Here is a 19,470-nt window from a genome sequence, read left to right on the forward strand (position 1 = left end):
CCGCGCCTCAGCCGACGAGCTTGGCGAGGATCGCGAGAAGCAGGATGGCCACGATGTTGATGATCTTGATCATCGGGTTCACCGCCGGCCCGGCCGTGTCCTTGTACGGATCGCCGACCGTGTCGCCGGTGACAGCCGCCTTGTGCGCCTCCGAGCCCTTGCCGCCATGCAGCCCGGTCTCGATCAGCTTCTTGGCGTTGTCCCAGGCACCGCCGCCGGCCGTCATCGAGATCGCGACGAAGAGGCCGGTCACGATCGTGCCGAGCAGCATCGCGCCGAGCGAGGCGAAGGCAGCCGCCTGGCCGGCGATGACCGCGATCACCACCCACAGCACCACGGGCGCGAGCACCGGCAGCATCGAGGGGATGACCATCTCCTTGATGGCGGCCTTGGTCAGCATGTCGACGGCGCGGCCGTAATCAGGCTTGGCCGTGCCTTCCATGATGCCCGGAATCTCGCGGAACTGCCGCCGCACCTCGACGACCACGCTTGCCGCCGCACGGCCGACGGCCGTCATGCCCATCGAGCCGAACAGGTAGGGGAGCATGCCGCCCATGAAGAGGCCGATGACGACATAGGGGTCGGCCAGGCTGAACTCGACGGGCACCGAGGGGAAGTAGTGCTTCAGGTCCTCGATATAGGCGGCGAACAGCACGACGGCGGCGAGGCCGGCCGAGCCGATCGCGTAGCCCTTCGTCACCGCCTTCGTCGTGTTGCCCACCGCGTCGAGCGCGTCGGTGGTGACGCGCACCTCCGCCGGCAGCTCCGCCATCTCCGCGATGCCGCCCGCATTGTCCGTCACCGGCCCGTAGGCATCGAGCGCGACGACGATGCCGGCGAGCGCGAGCATGGTCGTTGCCGCGATGGCGATGCCGTAGATGCCCGCGGTCAGGAACGCGACCAGAATGCCGATGCAGATGATGACGACCGGCGCAGCCGTCGCCTCCATGCTGATCGCGAGGCCCTGGATCACGTTGGTGCCGTGGCCCGTCGTCGAGGCGTTGGCGATCGAGATCACAGGGCGATACTCGGTCGCGGTATAGTATTCCGTGACCCACACGATCGCTGCGGTGACGCCCAGGCCGACGAGCGAGCAGACGAACAGCCCGAAGCCCGAGAAGGCGGTGCCCTCGATGCGACCGAGCCCGGTGTAGAGGAGCATGATCACGAAGATCAGCGCCGCGGAAATCGCGCCCGTTGCGATCAGGCCCTTGTAGAGCGCCTTCATGATGGCGTTCGAGCCATCCAGCTTGACGAAGAACGTGCCCGCGACGGAGGCCGCGATGCAGACGCCGCAGATCAGGAGCGGCAGCATCATCAGGGTCGCTGCGGTCTCGCCGGTGAAGAAGATCGCGCCTAGCAGCATGGTCGCGACGATCGTCACGGCGTAGGTCTCGAACAGGTCCGCCGCCATGCCCGCGCAGTCGCCCACGTTGTCGCCGACGTTGTCGGCGATCACGGCCGGGTTGCGGGGGTCATCCTCGGGGATGCCGGCCTCGACCTTGCCGACGAGGTCCGCGCCCACGTCGGCGCCCTTGGTGAAGATGCCGCCGCCGAGACGGGCGAAGATGGAGATGAGGCTCGCGCCAAAGGAGAGTGCGACGAGCGCCTCGAGAACCGTCCGGTCCGCCACGCCGGCGCCGCGCAGCCAGGCCCAGTAGCCGGCGACGCCGAGCAGGCCGAGACCGACCACGAGAAGCCCGGTGATGGCTCCGGACTTGAAGCTGATGTCGAGCGCGGGCTGCAGGCCCTGCCGCGCGGCTTCCGCCGTGCGCACGTTCGCCCGCACCGAGACGTTCATGCCGATATAGCCCGCGACGCCCGAAAGCACGGCGCCGATGACGAACCCGATGGCGGACCAGATCGACAGCAGGATCGCGAGCGCGATGCAGACGACGACGCCGACGATGGCGATCGTGGTGTACTGCCGGTTCAGGTAGGCCTGCGCACCCTGCTGGATGGCCGCGGCGATCTCCTGCATGCGCGCGCTGCCGGCGGGAGCGCCGAGCACGGCCTTCGCCGCGTAGGCGCCATAGGCGACGGCCAGGAGGCCGCAGAGGATCACGAAGGTCAGGCTCATTGGCGATCCCGTGACTGTGCTTGTTGTCGTTGACCGGGCGGATGCCCGTGCGAGCGGCGGCAGCGTGCCCCGGGCCAACCTGTCCTCGCCGCACTGTCACGGCGCGGTCACGGTCTTGCGAGGCCGCGACCCTATGCCATGCACGGAAGGGCGACGCAATCTCACCCGGGCGCGGGCACCTCTTCCCTGCGCGGGAGCCAGGCAAGCGCCAGCAGCGCGACGCCGACGGCCGGCAGGATGGCGAGATTGAGCACGAGCCACCCGACATGGTGGTGCACCACCCCGGCCCCGACCGCGGTGAACGTGACCGAGCCGAACACGATCATGTCGTTCGCGGCCTGGCCGCGATACCGCTCGGCCGGCGCGAGGGAGGCGGAGAGAAGCGTGGTCGCGCCGACGAACATGAAGTTCCAGCCGATGCCGAGCAGGACGAGGGCTGCGAGGAAATAGCCGAACGCCGAGCCCTGGATGGCGATGGCGGCGCAGGCCGCCGTCAGCATCGCGCCGGTCCCGATCACGCGCCCCACCCCGAAGCGGGAGATCAGGTGGCCCGTGACGAAGGCAGGAGCGAACATCGCCGCGGCATGCCACTGGATGATGGTCGCGCTGTCGTTCACCCCGAAGCCGCAGAGCATCATCTCGAGCGGGGTGGCCGCCATCACGAGGTTCATCGTGTCCCAGGCAATGACGGCGGCGATGATCGCGACAAGAACCTGCGGCCGGCGCAGGATGGGGCCGAGCGGCACCGCGACCGCGGGGCGTGGCGGCGGCGCGGGCAGGCGCGTCATCGCCAGCACGACCAGCGCCGTCGCCGGGATCACCGAGAAGGCGACGTAGCTGCCCGCGAACAGGACGGGCGCAAGCCCCTCCTTGGTCCACTTGACGATCTCCGGCCCGGCCCAGGCGCCGAACACGCCGCCGGCCATCACGAGGCTGATCGCCTTCGGCCGCCAGGACGCATCCGCTGCCTCGGCGGCGGCGAAGCGGTAGTGCATGGCGATGCCGAAGGCGAGCCCGCCGAAGGCCGTGGACAGCAGATAGAGGCCGAAGCTTGCCTGCCACAGGGCGATGACCGCGAGCGCGAGCGAGACGAGATGCGAGGTCGCGCCGGCGGAGAAGCCGATGCGCCGGCCAAGCCGCGCGAACATCCACGACGCCGGGATGGAGGCAGCCATGGTCGCTGCCATCTGCACCGCCATGGGGAGGGTCGCGAGCGCCTTGTCTCCCGCGAGGCTGTGGCCGATCAGTGCGGACATCGCGACCTGCCCGCTCATCGCCGCCTGGTTCAGCGACTGGCAGAGGAACAGCAGGCCGACATTCCGCCTCTGGTGGGCGATTCCGCTCATGCAACGTGGCTCCAGCCGCCGCGGCCAAGCCTCAGCGGCGCGCCATCGGCGCCGGTTACCGTCACGCCCGAACCGGGGCCGAAGGCGCCGATGCGCGCGACCGGCACCCCTGCCCGCGCGGCCGCTGCGCGCACGGCGTCCGCCGCCGCCTCGGGCGCCGCAAAGACGAGCTCGTAGTCGTCGCCTCCGGTCAGGCAGGTGGCGAGGCGCGTTGGGTCGGCGGCGACCGCTTCTGCCGCGGGCGGCGAGAGCGGCACGGCAGCGGCCTCGATCGTGGCGGCGAGCCCCGCGCCGCGCGCGAGATGGCCCACGTCCTGGACGAGCCCGTCCGACACGTCCATGCAGGCGGTGGCCAGGCCGCCCAGCGCCGCGCCGAGCGCAAGCCGCGGCTCGGGAAGCCGGTAGCGGGAGGCGAGATGGGCACGGCCCTCCCCGCCGAGCTCATCCAGCCGGCCGGTCAAGGCCAGCAGGCCGAGCGCGCCGTCGCCGATCGTGCCGCTGACCCAGAGCGCATCGCCCGCGCGCGCGCCGCTGCGCTTCAGCGCCGCCCCCTTGGGCACCGAGCCAATAATGGTGAGCGAGAGCGTCACCGGCCCAGTGGTCGAGACCGTGTCTCCGCCGAGCAGGTAGCAGCCGAAGCGTGCCTGGTCCTCCGCGAGCCCTGCGGCGAAGGCGGCGAGCCAGGGATCGCCGGTGTCCTTCGAAAGCGCTGTCGTCATCAGGTAGCCGAGCGGTTCCGCCCCCATCGCTGCGAGGTCGGACAGGTTCACGCGGAGAAGCTTGCGGCCGATCGTCTCGGGCGGGTCGTCCGGCAGGAAGTGCACGCCGGCGACCATCGCATCGGCTGCGAGAACGAGCGTCCGTCCGGGCGGCGGGTCGAGCAGTGCCGCGTCGTCCGACAGGGCGAGCGCGCCTGGCGCGTGCGCGGCGAGCGGCCGGAAGTGACGGGCGATGAGGGCGAACTCGCCCGGAAGGGCATCGCCCTCCTCGCTGGTGGACACGTGGTCAGCCCAGGCCGGTGGCGAACTCGGGCCCGCGCAGCGTGCGCGCGATCCGGTCGAGCACGCCATTGGCGAAGCGCGGCTCCTCGCCGCCGAAGAAGCCGTGCGCGACGTCCATGTACTCGTTGATCACGGCGCGGGCAGGCGGGCCCTTGGCATCGAAGAGCTCGGCCGCGGCGGCGCGCAGTAGCGCGCGCAGGACAGGGTCGAGCCGCGCGAGCGGCCAGTCCTCCGCGAGCGAGGCGGCGACGACGCCGTCGAGCGCCTCGGCGTTCACGGCGTAGCCGCGCACGATGCGCGCGAGAAGCGGCACGTCGGCGCCGGGGGCTGCGCCCTCGTCGAGCGGGCCGGCGGCGAGCGGCGCGCCCTCCTGCCCGCCGACGCGGTGGCGGACGAACTCGTCGAGCACCGTCTCGGGACTGATCGAGCCATGCTCGGCCTGGTAGAGCGCCTGCACGGCGGCAAGCCGCGCGGCCGTCCTCGGCCGTCCGGCCGCGGCAGGCCTGCCCTTGCGGGCGGATTTCGCTGCGGCGCTCACGCGCCCCATGTCCTGGCGAGCGCGATCTGCGCGAGGACGGCGTTGGCGGCTTCCACGCCCTTGTTCATCTCGTCGTCGCGGGCGCGGGCGAGCGCCTGCTCCTCGTCATGCACGGTCAGCACGCCGAACGCGACGGGCACGCCGAACTGCACGGTCAGATCCATCAGCCCGCGAGCCGTTTCGCGGCAGATATGGTCGTAGTGGTCGGTCTCGCCGCGCACCACGCAGCCGAGCGCGATGAACCCGTCCCAGCGCGGCCCGCCGGCGCGCGCCATCGCGCCAATCGCAAGCCGGACGGCGCCGGGAAGCTCGAAGGCGCCGGCCACCTGCACGACCTCGAAGCTCGCGCCTGCGGCCTCGAGCGTGCGCTTCACCCCGGCAAGCTGGCCCGCGGCGATCTCGCGGTAATAGGGCGCCTCGACCACCAGGATGTGGGGCGGCTTCGGCTTGGTGTCGGGCATGATCAGGCGGCCTCGTGCGGAATGGGACGATGCGCGACGACCGACAGCCCATAGCCGTCGAGCCCGACGATCGCGCGCGGGTGATTGGTCAGCAGCACCATCTCGCGCACGCCGAGATCGAGGAGGATCTGCGCGCCGACGCCGTAGTCGCGCAACGCAGGCGGCGAGCCGTCGCGCGCCCGCGCGACGCGCTCCGACAGCGCCGTCGGCCGTGGCTCGCGGATCAGCACCACCGCGCCGCGGCCCTCTGCGCCGATCATGCGCATCGCCTCGTGCAGCTCCGCCCCGCCGGAACCGGCGCCGACATCGCCGAGCACGTCGGTCAGCACATTGAGTGCGTGCATGCGCACGGGCACCGGCCCGCCCTGCGTCACGTCGCCCTTCACCAGCGCGATATGCTCCGCGTACTCGACGGTGTTAGCGTAGACGATCATGCGGAACGTTCCGCCGAAGGAACTCTCGAACACCGTCTCGGCGACGCGGCCGACGAGCCGCTCGGTGCGGCGGCGATGCGCGATCAGGTCGGCGATCGTGCCGAGCTTCAGCCCGTGGCGCTGCGCGAAGCCGACGAGGTCTGGGAGCCGCGCCATCGTGCCGTCGTCGTTCATCACCTCGCAAATCACGCCGGACGGGTTCAGCCCCGCGAGGCGGGCGATGTCGACCGCCGCCTCGGTATGGCCTGCGCGGACGAGCGTGCCGCCCTCGCGCGCCATCAGCGGGAAGACATGACCCGGGGTCACGAGGTCCGACGGCCCCTTCCCAGGGTCGATCGCGACAGCGACGGTGCGCGCGCGGTCGGCCGCCGAGATGCCCGTGGTGACGCCCTCGCGCGCCTCGATGGAGACGGTGAAGGCCGTCTGGTGCCGGGTGCCGTTTGCCTGGCTCATCAGTGGAAGGCCGAGCGTCTCGACGCGCTCGCGCGTCATGGCGAGGCAGATCAGCCCGCGCGCGTGCTTGGCCATGAAGTTGACGGCTTCCGCATCGGCAAACTGGGCGGGGATGACGACGTCGCCCTCGTTCTCGCGGTCCTCGTCATCGACGAGGATGAACATCCGGCCCCGGCGCGCCTCCTCGATGATCTCCTCTGTGGGGGAGAGGAACTCGCGCCAATCGACGGAGAGGGGCTTCGGCGCGGCCATCATGCGCCCCGTGCGCCTGCTGCAGCGGTCTGGCCCAAAATGCGAGCGACGTAGCGGGCCAGCATGTCCACCTCAAGATTGACGGGATCGCCGGGGCGGAGCGCGCCGAAGCTCGTCACCGCGGCCGTGTGGGGGATGATGTTGACCCCGAAGCCGTCCGCGTCAACGTCGTTCACGGTCAGGCTGACCCCGTCCACCGCAACGCTGCCCTTCGCGGCGATGAATTGCATCAGCGCAGGCGGCGGGCGGAAGCGCCAGCGCACCGAGCCGCCATCGGGTTCGGCCAAGGCGGCGACACCGACGCCATCGACGTGGCCCGAGACGAAATGCCCGCCGAGCTCGTCTCCCACCTTCAGCGACCGCTCGAGGTTGACGCGCGTGCCGGGCCGCCAGCGGCCGAGCGTGGTCTTCGACAGCGTCTCGCCGGAGGCGTTGAAGGCCATCCACCCCTCGCCCCTCTCCACCACGGTCAGGCAGCAGCCCGAGCAGGCGACGGAGGCGCCGAACTCGATCGCGGCGGTGTTCCAGGCCGTCGCGATCTCGAGCCGAAGGTCGGTCGCGGTTCCGGCCGGCACGATGGCGCGGACGGTGCCCAGATCGGTGACGAGGCCTGTGAACATCAGTCTCACTCCTCGCGGGCGAGTTGCAGGAACAGATCCCCGCCCGGAAAGGCAAGGGAGAGGCGGCGGAACCGCGGCATCGCGCCGATGCCGGGCAGGCCGAGTGCGGCGATCGCGGGCACCCCGTCCGCCCCGATTAGGGCGGGGGCGCCGAACCAGGCGAGCCTGTCGACCAGATCGGCCGAAAGTAGCGCTGCGGCAAGGGTCCCTCCCCCTTCGGCGAGCACACGGGTGATCCCCCGCCCCGACAGGGCGCGGAGCGCGTCGGCGAGGTCGGGCTGGCCGGTGGCGGGATCCTGCTTCACCTCGATCACGGTGCAGCCGGCTTCGGCGAGAGCGCCGATCCGCGCGCGGTCATTGCCCGGAAGCGTCAGCACCCAGGTTGGCGTCTCCCGCGCCGTTGCCACCAGAACGGAGGTGAGCGGCATGCGAAGCCGCCCATCCGCCACCACGCGCACGGGGCCGGGCCTTCCGCCTGGCACGAGCCCGGCGATGCGGACGGTGAGAGCGGGGTCATCGGCCGCGGCCGTGCCGGCGCCGACCAGCACGGCATCGTGCGCGGCGCGCAGCATGTGGGCAACGCGCCGCGAGGCCTCGCCCGAGATCCAGCGGCTCTCGCCGTTCGGTGCGGCGATCCGCCCGTCCAGCGTCGAGGCGAGCTTCAGCGTCACCATCGGCCGGCCGGCGCGGATTCGCGACACGAATCCGAGATTGACCTCGGCCGCCTGAGCCTCCGCCACCCCCTCGGTGACCGAGACGCCACCTGCCGCAAGCCGGGTGATACCCTCGCCGTTCACCCGCGGGTCGGGGTCGCGCAGAGCGATCACGCAGCGGGCGATGCCGGCAGCAAGCAGCGCATCGGTGCAGGGGGGCGTGCGGCCCCAGTGGCAGCAGGGCTCAAGCGTGACATAGGCCGTCGCCCCCCGCGCCGCCTCGCCCGCGCGCCTGAGCGCCTCTGTCTCCGCATGCGGCCGCCCGCCAGGCTGCGTCCAGCCCCGGCCCACCGCGATGCCGTCCTTCACGATGACGCAGCCGACGGCGGGGTTCGGCCAGACATTGCCCAGCCCCCGTCGTGCGAGCGCCAGGGCGGCCCGCATCCAGACGAGATCGGCCTCCGCCCCCGTCATTCTGGCGCCTTCACCCCCCGCTTCGGGGGCGGCTGCCCAGCGTCTCGACGAAGGCCTCGAAGTCCTTGGCTTCGCGGAAGTTCCGGTACACCGAGGCGAAGCGGACATAGCCCACGGGGTCGACCTCGCGGAGCGTATCCATCACCATCTCGCCGATCGCCTTGGACGGGATCTCGCTCTCGCCCGAGCTCTCGAGCTGGCGCTGCACACCGTTGACGATGCGCTCGATCCTGTCCTCGTCCACCGGCCGCTTGCGCAGCGCGATGCGGATCGAGCGGGCGAGCTTGTCGCGGTCGAATGCCACGCGCCGGCCGTCGGACTTCACCACAGTGAGCTCGCGGAGCTGCACCCGCTCGACCGTGGTGAAGCGCTGCCCGCAGGAGGGACAGGACCGCCGGCGCCGGATGGCGGTGCCGTCCTCGGTCGGACGGCTGTCCTTCACCTGGGTGTCCTCGTGGCCGCAGAAGGGGCAGCGCATCGGTTCTGTCTCGCGCTTCCTGGCTCAGTCCCGGTAGATGGGGAAGCGGGCGCAGAGCGCCTTCACCCGCTCTCCCACCGCCTTCTCGACGGCGGCATTGTCACCATCGTTGCTCCGCGAGAGCCCATCGAGCACCTCGCCGATCATCCGCCCGACCTCGCGGAACTCGGCCACGCCGAAGCCGCGGGTGGTTGCGGCCGGCGACCCGAGGCGAATGCCGGAGGTGACCATGGGCTTCGCAGGATCGAACGGGATCGCGTTCTTGTTGCAGGTGATGTGGGCGCGTTCGAGAGAGGCCTCTGCCGCCTTGCCTGTGAGATTCTTCGGCCGGAGATCGACCAGCATCAGGTGGCTGTCCGTGCCGCCCGTGACCACGCCGAGGCCCTGCGCGAGAAGCTCGTCGGCCAGGGCGCGGGCGTTCTCGATGACGGCCTTCTGGTAGGCCCGGAACCCGGGCGTCAGCGCCTCGCCGAAGGCCACCGCCTTGGCCGCGATCACATGCATCAGCGGTCCGCCCTGCAGGCCTGGGAAGACGGCAGAGTTGATCTTCTTCCCGAGCGCCTCGTCGTTGGAGAGGATCATGCCGCCGCGCGGGCCGCGCAGCGTCTTGTGCGTCGTCGTCGTCACGACATGCGCATGCGGCAGCGGCGTCGGGTACACGCCCGCGGCAACGAGCCCGGCGTAGTGCGCCATGTCGACCAGGAGGTAGGCGCCCACCTCGTCTGCGATGCGGCGGAATGCCGCGAAATCAAGGGCACGCGGAATGGCGCTGCCACCGGCGATGATCATGCGCGGCTTGTGCTCGCGCGCGAGCGCGGCGACCTGGTCCATGTCGACGAGGCTGTCCTCGCGCCGCACCCCGTAGGTGACGGGCTTGAACCACTTGCCGGAGAGGTTCACCGCGGCCCCGTGCGTGAGGTGCCCGCCGGCGGCAAGGTCCATGCCGAGGATCGTGTCGCCAGGCTGGAGCAGGGCCAAGAACACCGCCTGGTTCGCCTGTGCGCCGGAATGCGGCTGCACGTTGGCGAAGCTGCACTCGAACAGCCTGCACGCGCGCTCGATCGCCAGCGCCTCGACCTTGTCGACCTCGACGCAGCCGCCGTAGTAGCGCCGCCCGGGATAGCCCTCGGCGTACTTGTTGGTCATCACCGAGCCCTGGGCCTGCATCACGGCGCGGGAGACGATGTTCTCCGACGCGATCAGCTCGATTCCGTCCTGCTCGCGGACGAGCTCGCCCGCGATGGCGGCGGCAACGGCCTCGTCCACCTCCGCGAGGGGGGCGTTGAAGAAGCGGTCGAGCGCGCGGGAGGGCGTGTCGATGTTCATCGGACCGTCTCCGTAGAGGGGGAAAGCTTGGCGACGCGGCGGGCATGCCGGCCGCCTTCGAAGGGGGTGTCGAGGAAGGCGCGCAGCGCGTCTAGCGCCGGCTCGGCGCCCGTCATGCGCGCGCCGAGGGCAAGCACGTTGGCGTCGTTGTGCGCGCGGGTGAGGCGCGCGCCCGTCGCATCATGGACGAGCGCGCAGCGGATGGCGGGGTTGCGGTTCGCCGCCATGCTCATGCCGATGCCCGTGCCGCAGACGAGCACGCCGAAGCCGGCGCGGCCGGAGGCGACGGCCTCGCAGACGCGGGCGGCGAAATCCGGATAGTCGACGCTTTCGGGCCCGTTCGTGCCGAGGTCGAGCACGGTGTGGCCCATGCCGCGCGCGGCCTCTGCCAGCGCGTCCTTGAGCGCGAGCCCGGCATGGTCTGCGCCGAAAGCGATGATGTAGGTCACGCCAAGGGGTCCGCCCGTCTCCGCCCGGACTGCCCGGACGCCGGAGGCATACCACGGGCTGCGGTCGGCGCGGAAGCCGACCACAAAACCCTGCCTCGGGAGCGGGTTAACGCGGCAGGTGCGCAGCGAGGAAGGCTGGCGCGCGGGAGACTGCGTCGGCCCGCGCCGCCGGGTCGGTGCCGACATGCACCCGGCCCGAGCCATCCGCAGAGAACGCGCCCTGTGAGCACCCTGGCACGGGAGTTCGGCGCGTCGAACCCGTGATGGGCGCCCGGATCGGCGTGGCAGGCGATCGCGGGGCGGGCGCCGCCGCCGAGCGCGGCACACGGAGGCGGCGAGCATCAGTTATCCGCCTCGCAGGTCAGGGGCCACGCGCGGAACGGCCCCCGCCGTCAGCAGGGGCCGCATGTGGTTCAGCCGAGAGGGCCCCAGGTGGCCTTGTTGAACACGCTGTCCTTGACCTCGCCGAGCAGAACGAACGGCGTCATGTTCTTGAGGCCGATCACTTCGATCGAACTCGAGCCGCCGCCCTGGATGCCGCCGAGCTCGAACGTGATCGGCACGCCGCTCGCGTTGACGGTGCCGGTGCCGGCAACCGTCACCTCCACGTCCTTGTCGTTGCTCATCACGATGAAGCCGCTCTTCACCTCGATCGCACCGATCGCCCACTTGCGCTTCATGGTCCAGTCATTGCCCTTCTTCCGGTAGAGCTCGGCAAGCGCGTCGCCGATCTTCTCCGAATTCCTCAGCTGCATCTCGTCATAGTCGGCGAGGTAGCAGGCGACGGCATGCTTGGACGAAAAGCTCACCTTCACGGAAAGCCCAGCCGATCGACGACCGGGTCAGGAACACCGGCGTTGATCGCCTTGAGGTTGCCCAGGCGCTCGTAGACCTTCCCGTCCCGTTCGCCGTAGGAGCCGCATTCGGCCGTGGCGAAGCCGTTGGATACGAAATAGCCACGCTCGCGGTGCATGAGCGGAGCGGTCTTGTTGAGGAGTGACATCGCGTCCTCCATATGTTGCGGAAGCGCAACTATATGGAGGCGAGGCGAGGCCGGTGTATGCCGGCCGTCACTCGCAGCCGGACCCTAAGCCCTGGGCCTTTGCCAGGCGACGCCGGAGCTTGCCGATCGCTGCCTGGCGCACGGCGGAGGGGTTCGCGGCCGGCCCGACCGCGACCACCTCCTCGCCCGTGGCAGGATCGACCGCGGCGACCCTCAGCCACACCCCCATGCGCCGCTCCTCGAGCAGGAGTTCGGCGGTCGGCAGGGACCACTCATGCCCACCATGGTGACGCGCACCGACGTATGCCATCGTCCGACCTGCCAACCCCGCCACATGGGAGAGAGACGCGCCAATGTCGGACCAGAAGATCACCAATCCGGAAACACTCGTGCTGCACGCGGGCCACCGGCGCGACCCGGCCTTCGGCTCGGTCGCCGTGCCGATCCACCAAACGACGAGCTTCCAGTTCGACAGCACAGCGCACGCGGCCGATCTCTTCGCGCTGAAGCAGCTCGGCAACATCTACACCCGCATCATGAACCCGACGGTGGACGTGCTCGAGAAGCGCATCGCCGCGCTCGAGGGGGGCGTGGCCGCGCTCGCCGTCGCCTCCGGCCAGGCGGCCTCGGCCTTCGCCGTGCTCGCTCTCGCCCAGGCCGGCGACAACATCGTCTCCTCGACCGACCTCTATGGCGGAACCTGGAACCTCTTCGCCAACACGCTGAAGCAGTTCGGCATCGAGTGCCGCTTCGTGGACCCCGCCGACCCCGAGAACTTCCGCCGCGCGACGGATGCGAAGACGCGCTGCTACTACGCGGAGACGCTGCCGAACCCGAAGCTCCAGGTGTTCCCGATCGGCGAGGTCGCGGCGATCGGGCGGGAGCTCGGTGTGCCGCTGATCATGGACAACACGGCCTCGCCCATCCTCTGCCGCCCGATCGAGCATGGTGCCGCGGTGGTGATGCATTCGACGACGAAGTTCATCGGCGGGCACGGCACCTCGATCGGCGGCATCATCGTCGATGGCGGGAACTTCGACTGGGAGAAGCACGCCGAACGCTTCCCGCTCCTCAACACGCCCGACCCCTCCTACCACGGCGCGGTGTGGACCGAGGCGGTGAAGCCTCTCGGGCCGATCGCCTTCATCATCCGCGCCCGCGTGGTGCTGCAGCGTGACCTCGGCGCGCCGATGTCGCCCTTCAACGCCTTCCTGTTCCTGCAGGGGCTCGAGACCCTGCCGTTGCGCATGGAGCGGCACTGCGCCAACGCGCTGAAGGTCGCGGCGTGGCTGTCCGACCACCCTGCCGTGACGCGGGTGATCCACCCCTCCCTGCAGGAGGGCGAGGCGAAGCGACGGGCCGATGCGTATCTTCGCGGCGGCTACGGCGCGCTGCTCGGCTTCGAGCTCGCCGGGGGCGCGGAGGCAGGGCGTCGCTTCATCGATGCGCTGAAGCTCGTCTATCACGTCGCCAATATCGGCGATGCGCGCACGCTCGCGATCCACCCCGCCTCGACCACGCACAGCCAGCTCAACGCCGAGGAGCAGGCAGCCACAGGCGTGACGCCGGGCTATGTGCGGCTTTCCATCGGCATCGAGCATATCGACGACATCCTCGGCGACCTCGGCCAGGCGCTGGATGCGGCAACGGGCGGGCAGAGGAAGGCGGCGGAGTGAGCACGATGCACGGTGGCTATCCGGCAATCAGGATGCGGCGGAACCGGTACGATTCCTGGACGCGGCGTCTCGTTGCAGAGACCACGCTTTCCGTCGACGACCTGATCTGGCCGATCTTCGTGCGCGAGGGCACCGGCGTGCGCGAGCCCGTGCCGTCCATGCCGGGCGTCGAGCGCCTCTCGATCGACCTCGCCGTCGCCGCGGCCGAGCAGGCCGCCTCGCTCGGCATCCCTGCCCTCGCGCTCTTCCCGGTCACGCCCAAGGAGGCGAAGGACGAGGACGGCACCGAGAGTGCGAACCCGGAGAACCTGATGTGCCGCGCGACGCGCGCGATCAAGAAGGCGGTGCCCGAGATCGGCCTCGTCGGCGACGTCGCGCTCGATCCCTACACGGGCCACGGCCATGACGGGGTGATCCGCGACGGCTACGTCGCGAACGACGAGAGCGTGGCGATCCTCTGCCGTCAGGCCGTCGTGCAGGCCGAAGCCGGCATCGACGTGATCGCGCCGTCCGACATGATGGACGGGCGCATCGGCGCGATCCGCGCCGCACTCGACGGCGCGGGGCTGATCCATACCCGCATCATGTCCTACGCGGCGAAGTACGCCTCCGCCTTCTACGGCCCGTTCCGCGACGCGGTTGGCTCGGGCAGCGCGCTGAAGGGAGACAAGAAGACCTACCAGATGGACCCCGCCAACACCGACGAGGCCTTGCGCGAAGTGGCACTCGACCTCGCCGAGGGCGCCGACATGGTGATGGTCAAGCCGGGCATGCCGTATCTCGACGTGGTGCGCCGCGTGCGCGAGCGCTTCGGCGTGCCGACCTTCGCCTACCAGGTGTCGGGCGAGTACGCGATGATCGCCGGCGCGGCCGAGCGCGGCTGGCTCGACGGCGAGCGGGCGATGATGGAGAGCCTGCTCGCCTTCAAGCGCGCGGGCGCGAACGGGGTGCTGACCTACTTCGCACCGTTTGCGGCGAAGGTGCTGCGGAGCGGCTAGCCTCCGGCCCATCGCCGCGACGCCGCGGCCAGCCCAAGAAGGCCGAGGCCCAGCAGGGCAAGCGAAGGCGGCTCCGGCACATAGTGGGGACCGGAAAGGAACCCACTTACTGTGCACGTCCTTTCGCCACTCGGTCCGAGGAAGCACAGGTCGGGATTGTCCGATCCGTAGGTCCCCGCCAACAGTACATTTAGATTGTTTAAAGGCGGCCCGCCGAGCGCAAAGACAAGAACGTCGTTCAAGGCGGTGAGCTCGAGGCGGAAAAGCGTTGGCTGGACGTTCGGCTGCTTGAGATCCTCGGGATTCGTCTCATCCGGGATCGTCACGTCGAAACGCCAATGGACGAGGCTGGATGGGAACGCTGCCGACAGATCGTCGAGCGTGACATCGATGTCACCGAATGACACCTGGAGGTCATCGACACCAAGGTCTTCCCAGTCCGGAGGAAATCACTGAGGACCGAAGAGCGAGAAATCGATACCGGCGTAATACTCCGCCAGGGAGAATTGCACGAAGCCCGCACGCGTCGGGCTGATGATCACGGTAGGGTCAGAGCGATCGCCGAAGTACGCCGCCATGTTGTCGAAATAGAAGCGGATCACGTCGGCACGGGCCGGTTCTGCGATGGCCAGGCCCGCCATCGTAACGGCAAGCGTGCAGAGAGCGCTGAAGCGTTTCCGGAACCGGCCGCGCTGCTCGAATGCAGAGAAACTGTGCTTCATGGTACCGCCCCCTTCTGAAGGTCCCGTTTCATTCGGAGCTGGGTTCGAGGGCCTCATGGCACAGCGTCGCTCCCTGCCCGCCGCCGCACGATCGCAAGACCAAGGAGCCCGACGCCGAGCACCGCCAGTGCCGTCGGCTCCGGGACGACATAGAATGGTCCAGACAGCACGCCGGAGACGCTGCAATACGTCTGCGCCGGTGGGGTGGAGAAGCAGACATCCACGTCGTCGGTGCCGTACTCGCCGAGCAGCGCGGGCTGGCCCGGCGCGGCGAGGCCGAACACGAGGTCCTCCTGCGTGGTGGTCAGACGGAGGTGCAGCACCGTCGGCATGACGTTGGGCTGCTTCAGGTCATCGGGGTTCGGGAGGTCGGGGATGGCCACATTGAGGGACCATGCGCCGAGCGGCCCGGCCGGATAGGGGTTGGCAAGATCGTCGAGCCTGATGTCGATGCCGCCGAACGAGACCTGAAGGTCGTCGAGCCCGAGCGCGCCCCAGTTCGGCACGGGCCCGGGCGGCAGCGCGGCGTTGATGGAGATGCCGTTGTAGTAGTCGGCGAGGGAAAACTGGATGAACCCAGCGCGGACCGGACCGACCTCGACGACAGGCGGACCGGGCGGGTCGTCATCCACAGCGGCCATGTTGTCGAAGTAGAAGCGGATCACATCCGCCTTCGCCGGAACGGTGCCAAGCGTTGCCAAGAGCGCAACTGCCGCTGCGATGCTGAACACCGAGCGGGCGTGCCGCGATTCGCCCCGCTCGCTAAGGCGTCTGCAAGATAGGGGTGAACGATGCATGTGTCCCTCCTGGGCGCTTCCGCTCTTCTTCTTGTCGTCGGAGCATCACGACGCCAGTGGAGAGCGGGCGGATCCGGAAGGTCAAGCACGGTGCTCCGCGGGCCTTGCTCGGTATCAAGGCCTGGCGAATCGAATGCCGAAACGGTCAGTCCCTTGCAATCATGAACCGTTCGAACACCGCCCGCGCCTCGTCCGGCGTCGGCTTGGGGCGGCCTGTCGCCTTCTCCACGTGCACGTGCACGAAATGGCCCTCGGCCGAAGCGCGGTCCTCGTCCTCGCGGAAGATGCCGATGCCGTAGCGGATCGACGACGTGCCGAGGCGCTCGACGCGCAGACCCACCGTCACCGCATCGGGGAACGACACCGAGGCGTGGTAGCGGCACTGCGTTTCGACCACGTAGCCCATCAGCGTCGGCGCAACGGGCAGGATCTCGCAGATCAGGAAGCGCGCCACGGCCGTGTCGAACCAGGAATAATAGACGACGTTGTTCACGTGCCCGTAGGCGTCGTTGTCCATCCAGCGGGTGATGATGGGGGTGAACCAGGCATAGTCGGCCCGGTGGCCGATCGGCTTCGTCACGATGGGGCTCCCTGCTCGTCCGTCCCCTCGCATGCCGCAGCGCAGCAGGCGCCGCAAGCCCCGCTCAGCGAAGCGTATCGAGCCAGGCGGCGATGCGGCGGTCTGCCCAGGAACCGTCGCGCACCCCGTCATGGAAGCCGACATGCCCGCCGCCCGGGGCGATCAGCGCAGTGAGCGCGGGGTTGGCGCGCCAGTCCTGCGCCCTGTAGGTGGCGGCCGGGATCCACGGGTCGTCCTCCGCCGTCAGGCAGAGCGTGGGCGTGCGGATGCGGCCGATGCGCGGGGGAAGCGAGCAGCGCGCGTAGTAGTCGTCCGCCCCCGCGTAGCCTGCGAGCGGGGCGACGTAGCCGTCATCGAAGGCGCGCACGTTGCGCGCACGCCGTGCCGCCTCGAGCCGGTCGGGGGGGATGTGGGGGGCGAGCGCCGCGGCATCCTGCTTCATCCGCCTGAGGATCCAGGAATGATACACGGCGTTGCGCGGTGCCATCATGCGCGCGCAGGTGGCGGCGAGATCGACGGGCGCACAGATCGTCGCCGCGGCGACCAGGGGAAGCGAGGGCTCGTCGCCTTCGCGAGCGAGCGCATCGAGAAGCTGCGTGCCGCCGAGCGAGACGCCGATCAGAACGAGCCCTGGCGCGACGAGCTCCTCCGGGAGCGCGCGCAACGCCTCGACGATGTCCTGTCCAGCCCCGGCGTTGTAGCCCTTGCTCGAGCGCGGCAGGCTGGGCGCCGAGCCGCGCAGGTTCAGCCGCAGCACGCCATGGCCTCGGCCGCGCCAGAAGGCGGCGGCGCGGCGGATATGCACGCCGTCCTCGCAGCCGGTGAGGCCGTGGATGAGCACCACCGTCTCCCGTCCCTGCCCCGCCTGCCAGGCCGCGGCGAGCGCATCGCCGTCGGGCAGGTCAAGCCAGAGGCGGGTGAAGGGGCCCGGGTCCGGCGCGCCCCCGCGCAGCGTGTCACGTAGCGTCTGCAGGTCGCCGTTCAGCCACGGGAAGCGCGGCCGGAACGGCGGCGGTTCAGCCCTCGAGGAAGGCGGCGACACGGGCGACCTGGTCGTCATCGACGAGGGCGGGAACATGGCCGACGCCAGGGACGGTGTGCAGGACGACGCCTGGCCGCGCCGCCATGCGTTGGGCCGTCTCGGCAAGGAGCAGGTCCGACACGGCACCGCGTAGCACGAGAACGGGGGCGGCGATGCGCTCCCACACCGCCCAGAGATCGACATCCTCCGCCACCTCCGGCATCGGCGCGGCGATCGCGGGGTCGTAATGCAGACGGAGCGTTCCGTCTGGCGCAGGCACGGCGGAGGTCTCGGCAAGGTGCCGCCAGTCCGCCTCCGTCATCGGCCCGAACCCCGCATGCACCTTGCGCAGATGAGCCTCGAGCGCGGCGAGGTCGGGGAAGCGGAGGTCGAGGCCGAGATAGGTCTTGATGCGCGAGAGTGCCGCGGCGGGGATGAACGGGCCGACATCGTTTAGCACCATGCGCCGGATGGGGGTGCCTGGCATCGCTGCGGTGCCCATGCCGATCAGCCCGCCCATCGAGGTGCCGACCCAGTCGACCGTCTCTGCGCCAAGCGCGGCAAGAAGATGCGCGCAGGCCGTGACGTAGGTTGGCACCGCGTAGAGAAGCGGGTTCGAGAGACGATCGCTCCCTCCTCGCCCTGGCATGTCCGGGCAGATCACCCAGCGGCCGCGCGCTGCGAGCGCTTCGGCGAGGCGATCGAAATCGCGCGCCGTGCGCGTGAGCCCATGCACGCAGATGACGGGCGGCGACGTGCCCCGCTCGCCCCATTCCACGAAGGCGAGCGAATGGAACCCGTCAGCTGCGAGCCAGCGAAGCCGCCCGGGGCGTGGCGTCACACCACGCCCTTCTCGCGCAAGGAGGCGATCTCCGCCTCGCCAAGCCCCGCCTCGCGCAGCACCTCCTCGGTATGCGCGCCGAGCACGGGCGGGGAGATGCGGTAGTCGGGTGGCGTGGCAGAGAGCTTCACCGGATTGGCGATCAGCTTCGCGGGCTTCCCGCCCGTCGCGGCATGCTCCATCTCGATCACCATGCCGCGCGCCTTCACGTGCGGATCGTCGAACACCTCCTTCAGCGTGTTGATCGGGCCGCAGCCGATCGACAGTGCCTCGAGCTTCTCGATCCACTCCGCCGTGGTGCGGGACTTCAGCGTCGGCGTCAGCGTGTCGGTCACCAGGGCGCGGTTGGCGACGCGCGAGGCGTTCGTGGCGAAGCGGTCGTCGGAGAGAAGATGCTCGAGCCCGAAGCCCTTGCAGAAGCGCTCGAAGGTCGCGTCGTTGCCCACAGAGAGCACGATGGCCCCGTCGGCGGTGGCGAACACCTGGTAGGGAACGATGTTCGGGTGCTGGTTGCCGAGCCGCGGCGGGTTCTCGCCCGTGGCGAGGTAGTTCATCCCCTGGTTGGCGAGCCAGGCGACATGGGTGTCGAGCATACCGATGTCGATCTGCTGCCCCTCGCCCGTCGCCTCCTTGTGACGCAGCGCCGCGAGGATGCCGATCGTCGCGTAAAGGCCGGCGAAGAGATCGGCCACCGGAATGCCCACCTTCTGGGGAAGCCCGTCCGGCTCGCCGGTGAGGCTCATCACCCCGCCCATGGCCTGGATGAGGCTGTCATAGCCCGGCCGCGGCGCGTAGGGGCCGGTCTGCCCGAAGCCGGTGATGGAGCAGTAGATCAGCCCTGGGAACTCGGCCTTCAGGCTCTCGTAGTCGAGCCCGTATTTCTTCAGTCCACCCGGCTTGAAGTTCTCGACCAGGATGTCGCACGAGGCGATCAGCTTCTTGGCGATCGCGACCCCCTCGGGCTTGGCGATATCGAGCGTCAGGCTCCGCTTGTTCCGGTTCACCCCGGCGAAATAGGCGCTCTCCTTGGTCGGGCCGTCCTTGCCGGGAAGGAAGGGGGGCGCGAAGCCGCGCGTGTCGTCGCCCCGCGTCGGATGCTCAATCTTGATCACGTCGGCGCCGAGATCGCCGAGCATCTGCGCGCAGGTCGGGCCTGCAAGCACGCGCGTCAGGTCGAACACGCGAAGGCCCTTCAACGGTCCCGTAGGCTGTCCCGGCATTCCGATCATCCCCTCCTTGCGGGCCCCCGTCTTGAACCGCCCGGGGG

Annotated in this window: 23 protein-coding genes; 2 read left to right on the forward strand and 21 right to left on the reverse strand. The window is 69.9% G+C overall.

From position 1 onward, the window contains the following. Window positions 1-7 precede the first annotated feature (7 nt). From FIF60_RS06195 to FIF60_RS06260, 14 genes are all read right to left on the reverse strand, one after another. On the reverse strand, window positions 8-2,080 hold the full coding sequence (locus FIF60_RS06195) for a sodium-translocating pyrophosphatase (RefSeq protein WP_144184945.1): 2,073 nt from the start codon (window positions 2,078-2,080) through the stop codon (window positions 8-10). 161 nt (window positions 2,081-2,241) lie between these two features. Continuing rightward, window positions 2,242-3,426, reverse strand: coding sequence for an MFS transporter (locus FIF60_RS06200; RefSeq protein ID WP_144184947.1), 1,185 nt, complete (start codon window positions 3,424-3,426; stop codon window positions 2,242-2,244). Then, complete coding sequence (thiL, locus tag FIF60_RS06205; RefSeq protein ID WP_239451518.1) at window positions 3,423-4,427, reverse strand: thiamine-phosphate kinase; 1,005 nt, start codon at window positions 4,425-4,427, stop codon at window positions 3,423-3,425. Before thiL ends, FIF60_RS06200 begins: the two co-directional genes overlap by 4 nt. Before the next feature lie 4 nt (window positions 4,428-4,431). After that, on the reverse strand, window positions 4,432-4,965 hold the full coding sequence (nusB, locus tag FIF60_RS06210; RefSeq protein ID WP_239451519.1) for a transcription antitermination factor NusB: 534 nt from the start codon (window positions 4,963-4,965) through the stop codon (window positions 4,432-4,434). Continuing rightward, window positions 4,962-5,426: a 6,7-dimethyl-8-ribityllumazine synthase gene (gene ribH / locus FIF60_RS06215; RefSeq protein ID WP_144184953.1), complete on the reverse strand. Its 465-nt coding sequence runs from the start codon at window positions 5,424-5,426 to the stop codon at window positions 4,962-4,964. The genes nusB and ribH overlap by 4 nt, the downstream gene beginning before the upstream one ends. Window positions 5,427-5,428: 2 nt before the next feature. Further along, entirely contained in the window at window positions 5,429-6,568 is a 1,140-nt protein-coding gene (ribB, locus tag FIF60_RS06220; protein ID WP_239451520.1) for a 3,4-dihydroxy-2-butanone-4-phosphate synthase, read from the reverse strand. After that, window positions 6,565-7,185 (reverse strand): riboflavin synthase, encoded by a 621-nt coding sequence (locus tag FIF60_RS06225; protein WP_144184956.1) that lies wholly within the window; start codon window positions 7,183-7,185, stop codon window positions 6,565-6,567. Before FIF60_RS06225 ends, ribB begins: the two co-directional genes overlap by 4 nt. Window positions 7,186-7,190: 5 nt before the next feature. Continuing rightward, window positions 7,191-8,312 carry a bifunctional diaminohydroxyphosphoribosylaminopyrimidine deaminase/5-amino-6-(5-phosphoribosylamino)uracil reductase RibD gene (ribD, locus tag FIF60_RS06230; protein WP_239451521.1) on the reverse strand — a complete coding sequence of 374 codons (1,122 nt, stop codon included), beginning with the start codon at window positions 8,310-8,312 and terminating at the stop codon, window positions 7,191-7,193. Window positions 8,313-8,322: 10 nt separating this feature from the next. After that, window positions 8,323-8,790, reverse strand: coding sequence for a transcriptional regulator NrdR (nrdR, locus tag FIF60_RS06235; RefSeq protein WP_144184958.1), 468 nt, complete (start codon window positions 8,788-8,790; stop codon window positions 8,323-8,325). Window positions 8,791-8,814: 24 nt separating this feature from the next. Then, window positions 8,815-10,116, reverse strand: coding sequence for a serine hydroxymethyltransferase (glyA, locus tag FIF60_RS06240; RefSeq protein WP_144184960.1), 1,302 nt, complete (start codon window positions 10,114-10,116; stop codon window positions 8,815-8,817). Then, window positions 10,113-10,565: a ribose 5-phosphate isomerase B gene (rpiB, locus tag FIF60_RS06245; protein ID WP_144184962.1), complete on the reverse strand. Its 453-nt coding sequence runs from the start codon at window positions 10,563-10,565 to the stop codon at window positions 10,113-10,115. The genes glyA and rpiB overlap by 4 nt, the downstream gene beginning before the upstream one ends. A 413-nt stretch (window positions 10,566-10,978) precedes the next feature. Next, entirely contained in the window at window positions 10,979-11,374 is a 396-nt protein-coding gene (locus FIF60_RS06250) for a hypothetical protein (protein WP_144184964.1), read from the reverse strand. A 2-nt stretch (window positions 11,375-11,376) separates the two neighbouring features. Next, complete coding sequence (locus FIF60_RS06255; RefSeq protein ID WP_144184966.1) at window positions 11,377-11,568, reverse strand: hypothetical protein; 192 nt, start codon at window positions 11,566-11,568, stop codon at window positions 11,377-11,379. A 67-nt stretch (window positions 11,569-11,635) separates the two neighbouring features. Then, the gene (locus FIF60_RS06260) at window positions 11,636-11,878 is read right to left on the reverse strand and encodes a DUF6898 family protein (protein ID WP_144184968.1); all 243 of its coding nucleotides are present in this window, start codon (window positions 11,876-11,878) and stop codon (window positions 11,636-11,638) included. Between the two features lie 43 nt (window positions 11,879-11,921). Between FIF60_RS06260 and FIF60_RS06265 the strand changes: the two genes are divergently transcribed. Both FIF60_RS06265 and hemB read left to right on the forward strand, forming a co-directional pair. After that, on the forward strand, window positions 11,922-13,244 hold the full coding sequence (locus tag FIF60_RS06265; RefSeq protein ID WP_144184970.1) for an O-acetylhomoserine aminocarboxypropyltransferase/cysteine synthase family protein: 1,323 nt from the start codon (window positions 11,922-11,924) through the stop codon (window positions 13,242-13,244). A gap of 5 nt (window positions 13,245-13,249) precedes the next feature. Beyond that, window positions 13,250-14,242: a porphobilinogen synthase gene (gene hemB, locus FIF60_RS06270; RefSeq protein ID WP_144185157.1), complete on the forward strand. Its 993-nt coding sequence runs from the start codon at window positions 13,250-13,252 to the stop codon at window positions 14,240-14,242. Here the strand turns inward: hemB and FIF60_RS06275 are convergent. From FIF60_RS06275 to FIF60_RS06305, 7 genes are all read right to left on the reverse strand, one after another. Further along, on the reverse strand, window positions 14,239-14,649 hold the full coding sequence (locus tag FIF60_RS06275; RefSeq protein WP_144184972.1) for a PEP-CTERM sorting domain-containing protein: 411 nt from the start codon (window positions 14,647-14,649) through the stop codon (window positions 14,239-14,241). The two genes, hemB and FIF60_RS06275, sit on opposite strands and share 4 nt — an antisense overlap. 42 nt (window positions 14,650-14,691) lie before the next feature. Further along, window positions 14,692-14,964 carry a hypothetical protein gene (locus FIF60_RS06280; RefSeq protein ID WP_144184974.1) on the reverse strand — a complete coding sequence of 91 codons (273 nt, stop codon included), beginning with the start codon at window positions 14,962-14,964 and terminating at the stop codon, window positions 14,692-14,694. 53 nt (window positions 14,965-15,017) lie between these two features. After that, window positions 15,018-15,665 (reverse strand): PEP-CTERM sorting domain-containing protein, encoded by a 648-nt coding sequence (locus FIF60_RS06285; RefSeq protein WP_158639088.1) that lies wholly within the window; start codon window positions 15,663-15,665, stop codon window positions 15,018-15,020. Between the two features lie 241 nt (window positions 15,666-15,906). Further along, on the reverse strand, window positions 15,907-16,341 hold the full coding sequence (locus FIF60_RS06290; RefSeq protein WP_204251123.1) for an acyl-CoA thioesterase: 435 nt from the start codon (window positions 16,339-16,341) through the stop codon (window positions 15,907-15,909). Between the two features lie 64 nt (window positions 16,342-16,405). Further along, on the reverse strand, window positions 16,406-17,383 hold the full coding sequence (locus tag FIF60_RS06295; RefSeq protein WP_158639089.1) for a YheT family hydrolase: 978 nt from the start codon (window positions 17,381-17,383) through the stop codon (window positions 16,406-16,408). After that, on the reverse strand, window positions 17,358-18,203 hold the full coding sequence (locus FIF60_RS06300; protein ID WP_144184982.1) for an alpha/beta fold hydrolase: 846 nt from the start codon (window positions 18,201-18,203) through the stop codon (window positions 17,358-17,360). The genes FIF60_RS06295 and FIF60_RS06300 overlap by 26 nt, the downstream gene beginning before the upstream one ends. Further along, a complete protein-coding gene (locus FIF60_RS06305) occupies window positions 18,200-19,423 on the reverse strand; it encodes a CaiB/BaiF CoA transferase family protein (protein ID WP_144184984.1) in 1,224 nt (407 codons plus the stop codon). The genes FIF60_RS06300 and FIF60_RS06305 overlap by 4 nt, the downstream gene beginning before the upstream one ends. Window positions 19,424-19,470: the final 47 nt, after the last annotated feature.

This window comes from Elioraea rosea (assembly GCF_007644105.1).
Lineage (GTDB): Bacteria > Pseudomonadota > Alphaproteobacteria > Acetobacterales > Acetobacteraceae > Elioraea_A > Elioraea_A rosea.

Coding starts and splice junctions, on each gene's coding strand:
- FIF60_RS06195 (WP_144184945.1), bottom strand. CDS start 2,080: ATGAGCCTGACCTTCGTGATCCTCTGCGGCCTCCTGGCCGTCGCCTAT.
- FIF60_RS06200 (WP_144184947.1), bottom strand. CDS start 3,426: ATGAGCGGAATCGCCCACCAGAGGCGGAATGTCGGCCTGCTGTTCCTC.
- ribH (WP_144184953.1), bottom strand. CDS start 5,426: ATGCCCGACACCAAGCCGAAGCCGCCCCACATCCTGGTGGTCGAGGCG.
- ribB (WP_239451520.1), bottom strand. CDS start 6,568: ATGATGGCCGCGCCGAAGCCCCTCTCCGTCGATTGGCGCGAGTTCCTC.
- FIF60_RS06225 (WP_144184956.1), bottom strand. CDS start 7,185: ATGTTCACAGGCCTCGTCACCGATCTGGGCACCGTCCGCGCCATCGTG.
- ribD (WP_239451521.1), bottom strand. CDS start 8,312: ATGACGGGGGCGGAGGCCGATCTCGTCTGGATGCGGGCCGCCCTGGCG.
- nrdR (WP_144184958.1), bottom strand. CDS start 8,790: ATGCGCTGCCCCTTCTGCGGCCACGAGGACACCCAGGTGAAGGACAGC.
- glyA (WP_144184960.1), bottom strand. CDS start 10,116: ATGAACATCGACACGCCCTCCCGCGCGCTCGACCGCTTCTTCAACGCC.
- FIF60_RS06255 (WP_144184966.1), bottom strand. CDS start 11,568: ATGTCACTCCTCAACAAGACCGCTCCGCTCATGCACCGCGAGCGTGGC.
- FIF60_RS06260 (WP_144184968.1), bottom strand. CDS start 11,878: ATGGCATACGTCGGTGCGCGTCACCATGGTGGGCATGAGTGGTCCCTG.
- FIF60_RS06265 (WP_144184970.1), top strand. CDS start 11,922: ATGTCGGACCAGAAGATCACCAATCCGGAAACACTCGTGCTGCACGCG.
- hemB (WP_144185157.1), top strand. CDS start 13,250: ATGCACGGTGGCTATCCGGCAATCAGGATGCGGCGGAACCGGTACGAT.
- FIF60_RS06280 (WP_144184974.1), bottom strand. CDS start 14,964: ATGAAGCACAGTTTCTCTGCATTCGAGCAGCGCGGCCGGTTCCGGAAA.
- FIF60_RS06305 (WP_144184984.1), bottom strand. CDS start 19,423: ATGCCGGGACAGCCTACGGGACCGTTGAAGGGCCTTCGCGTGTTCGAC.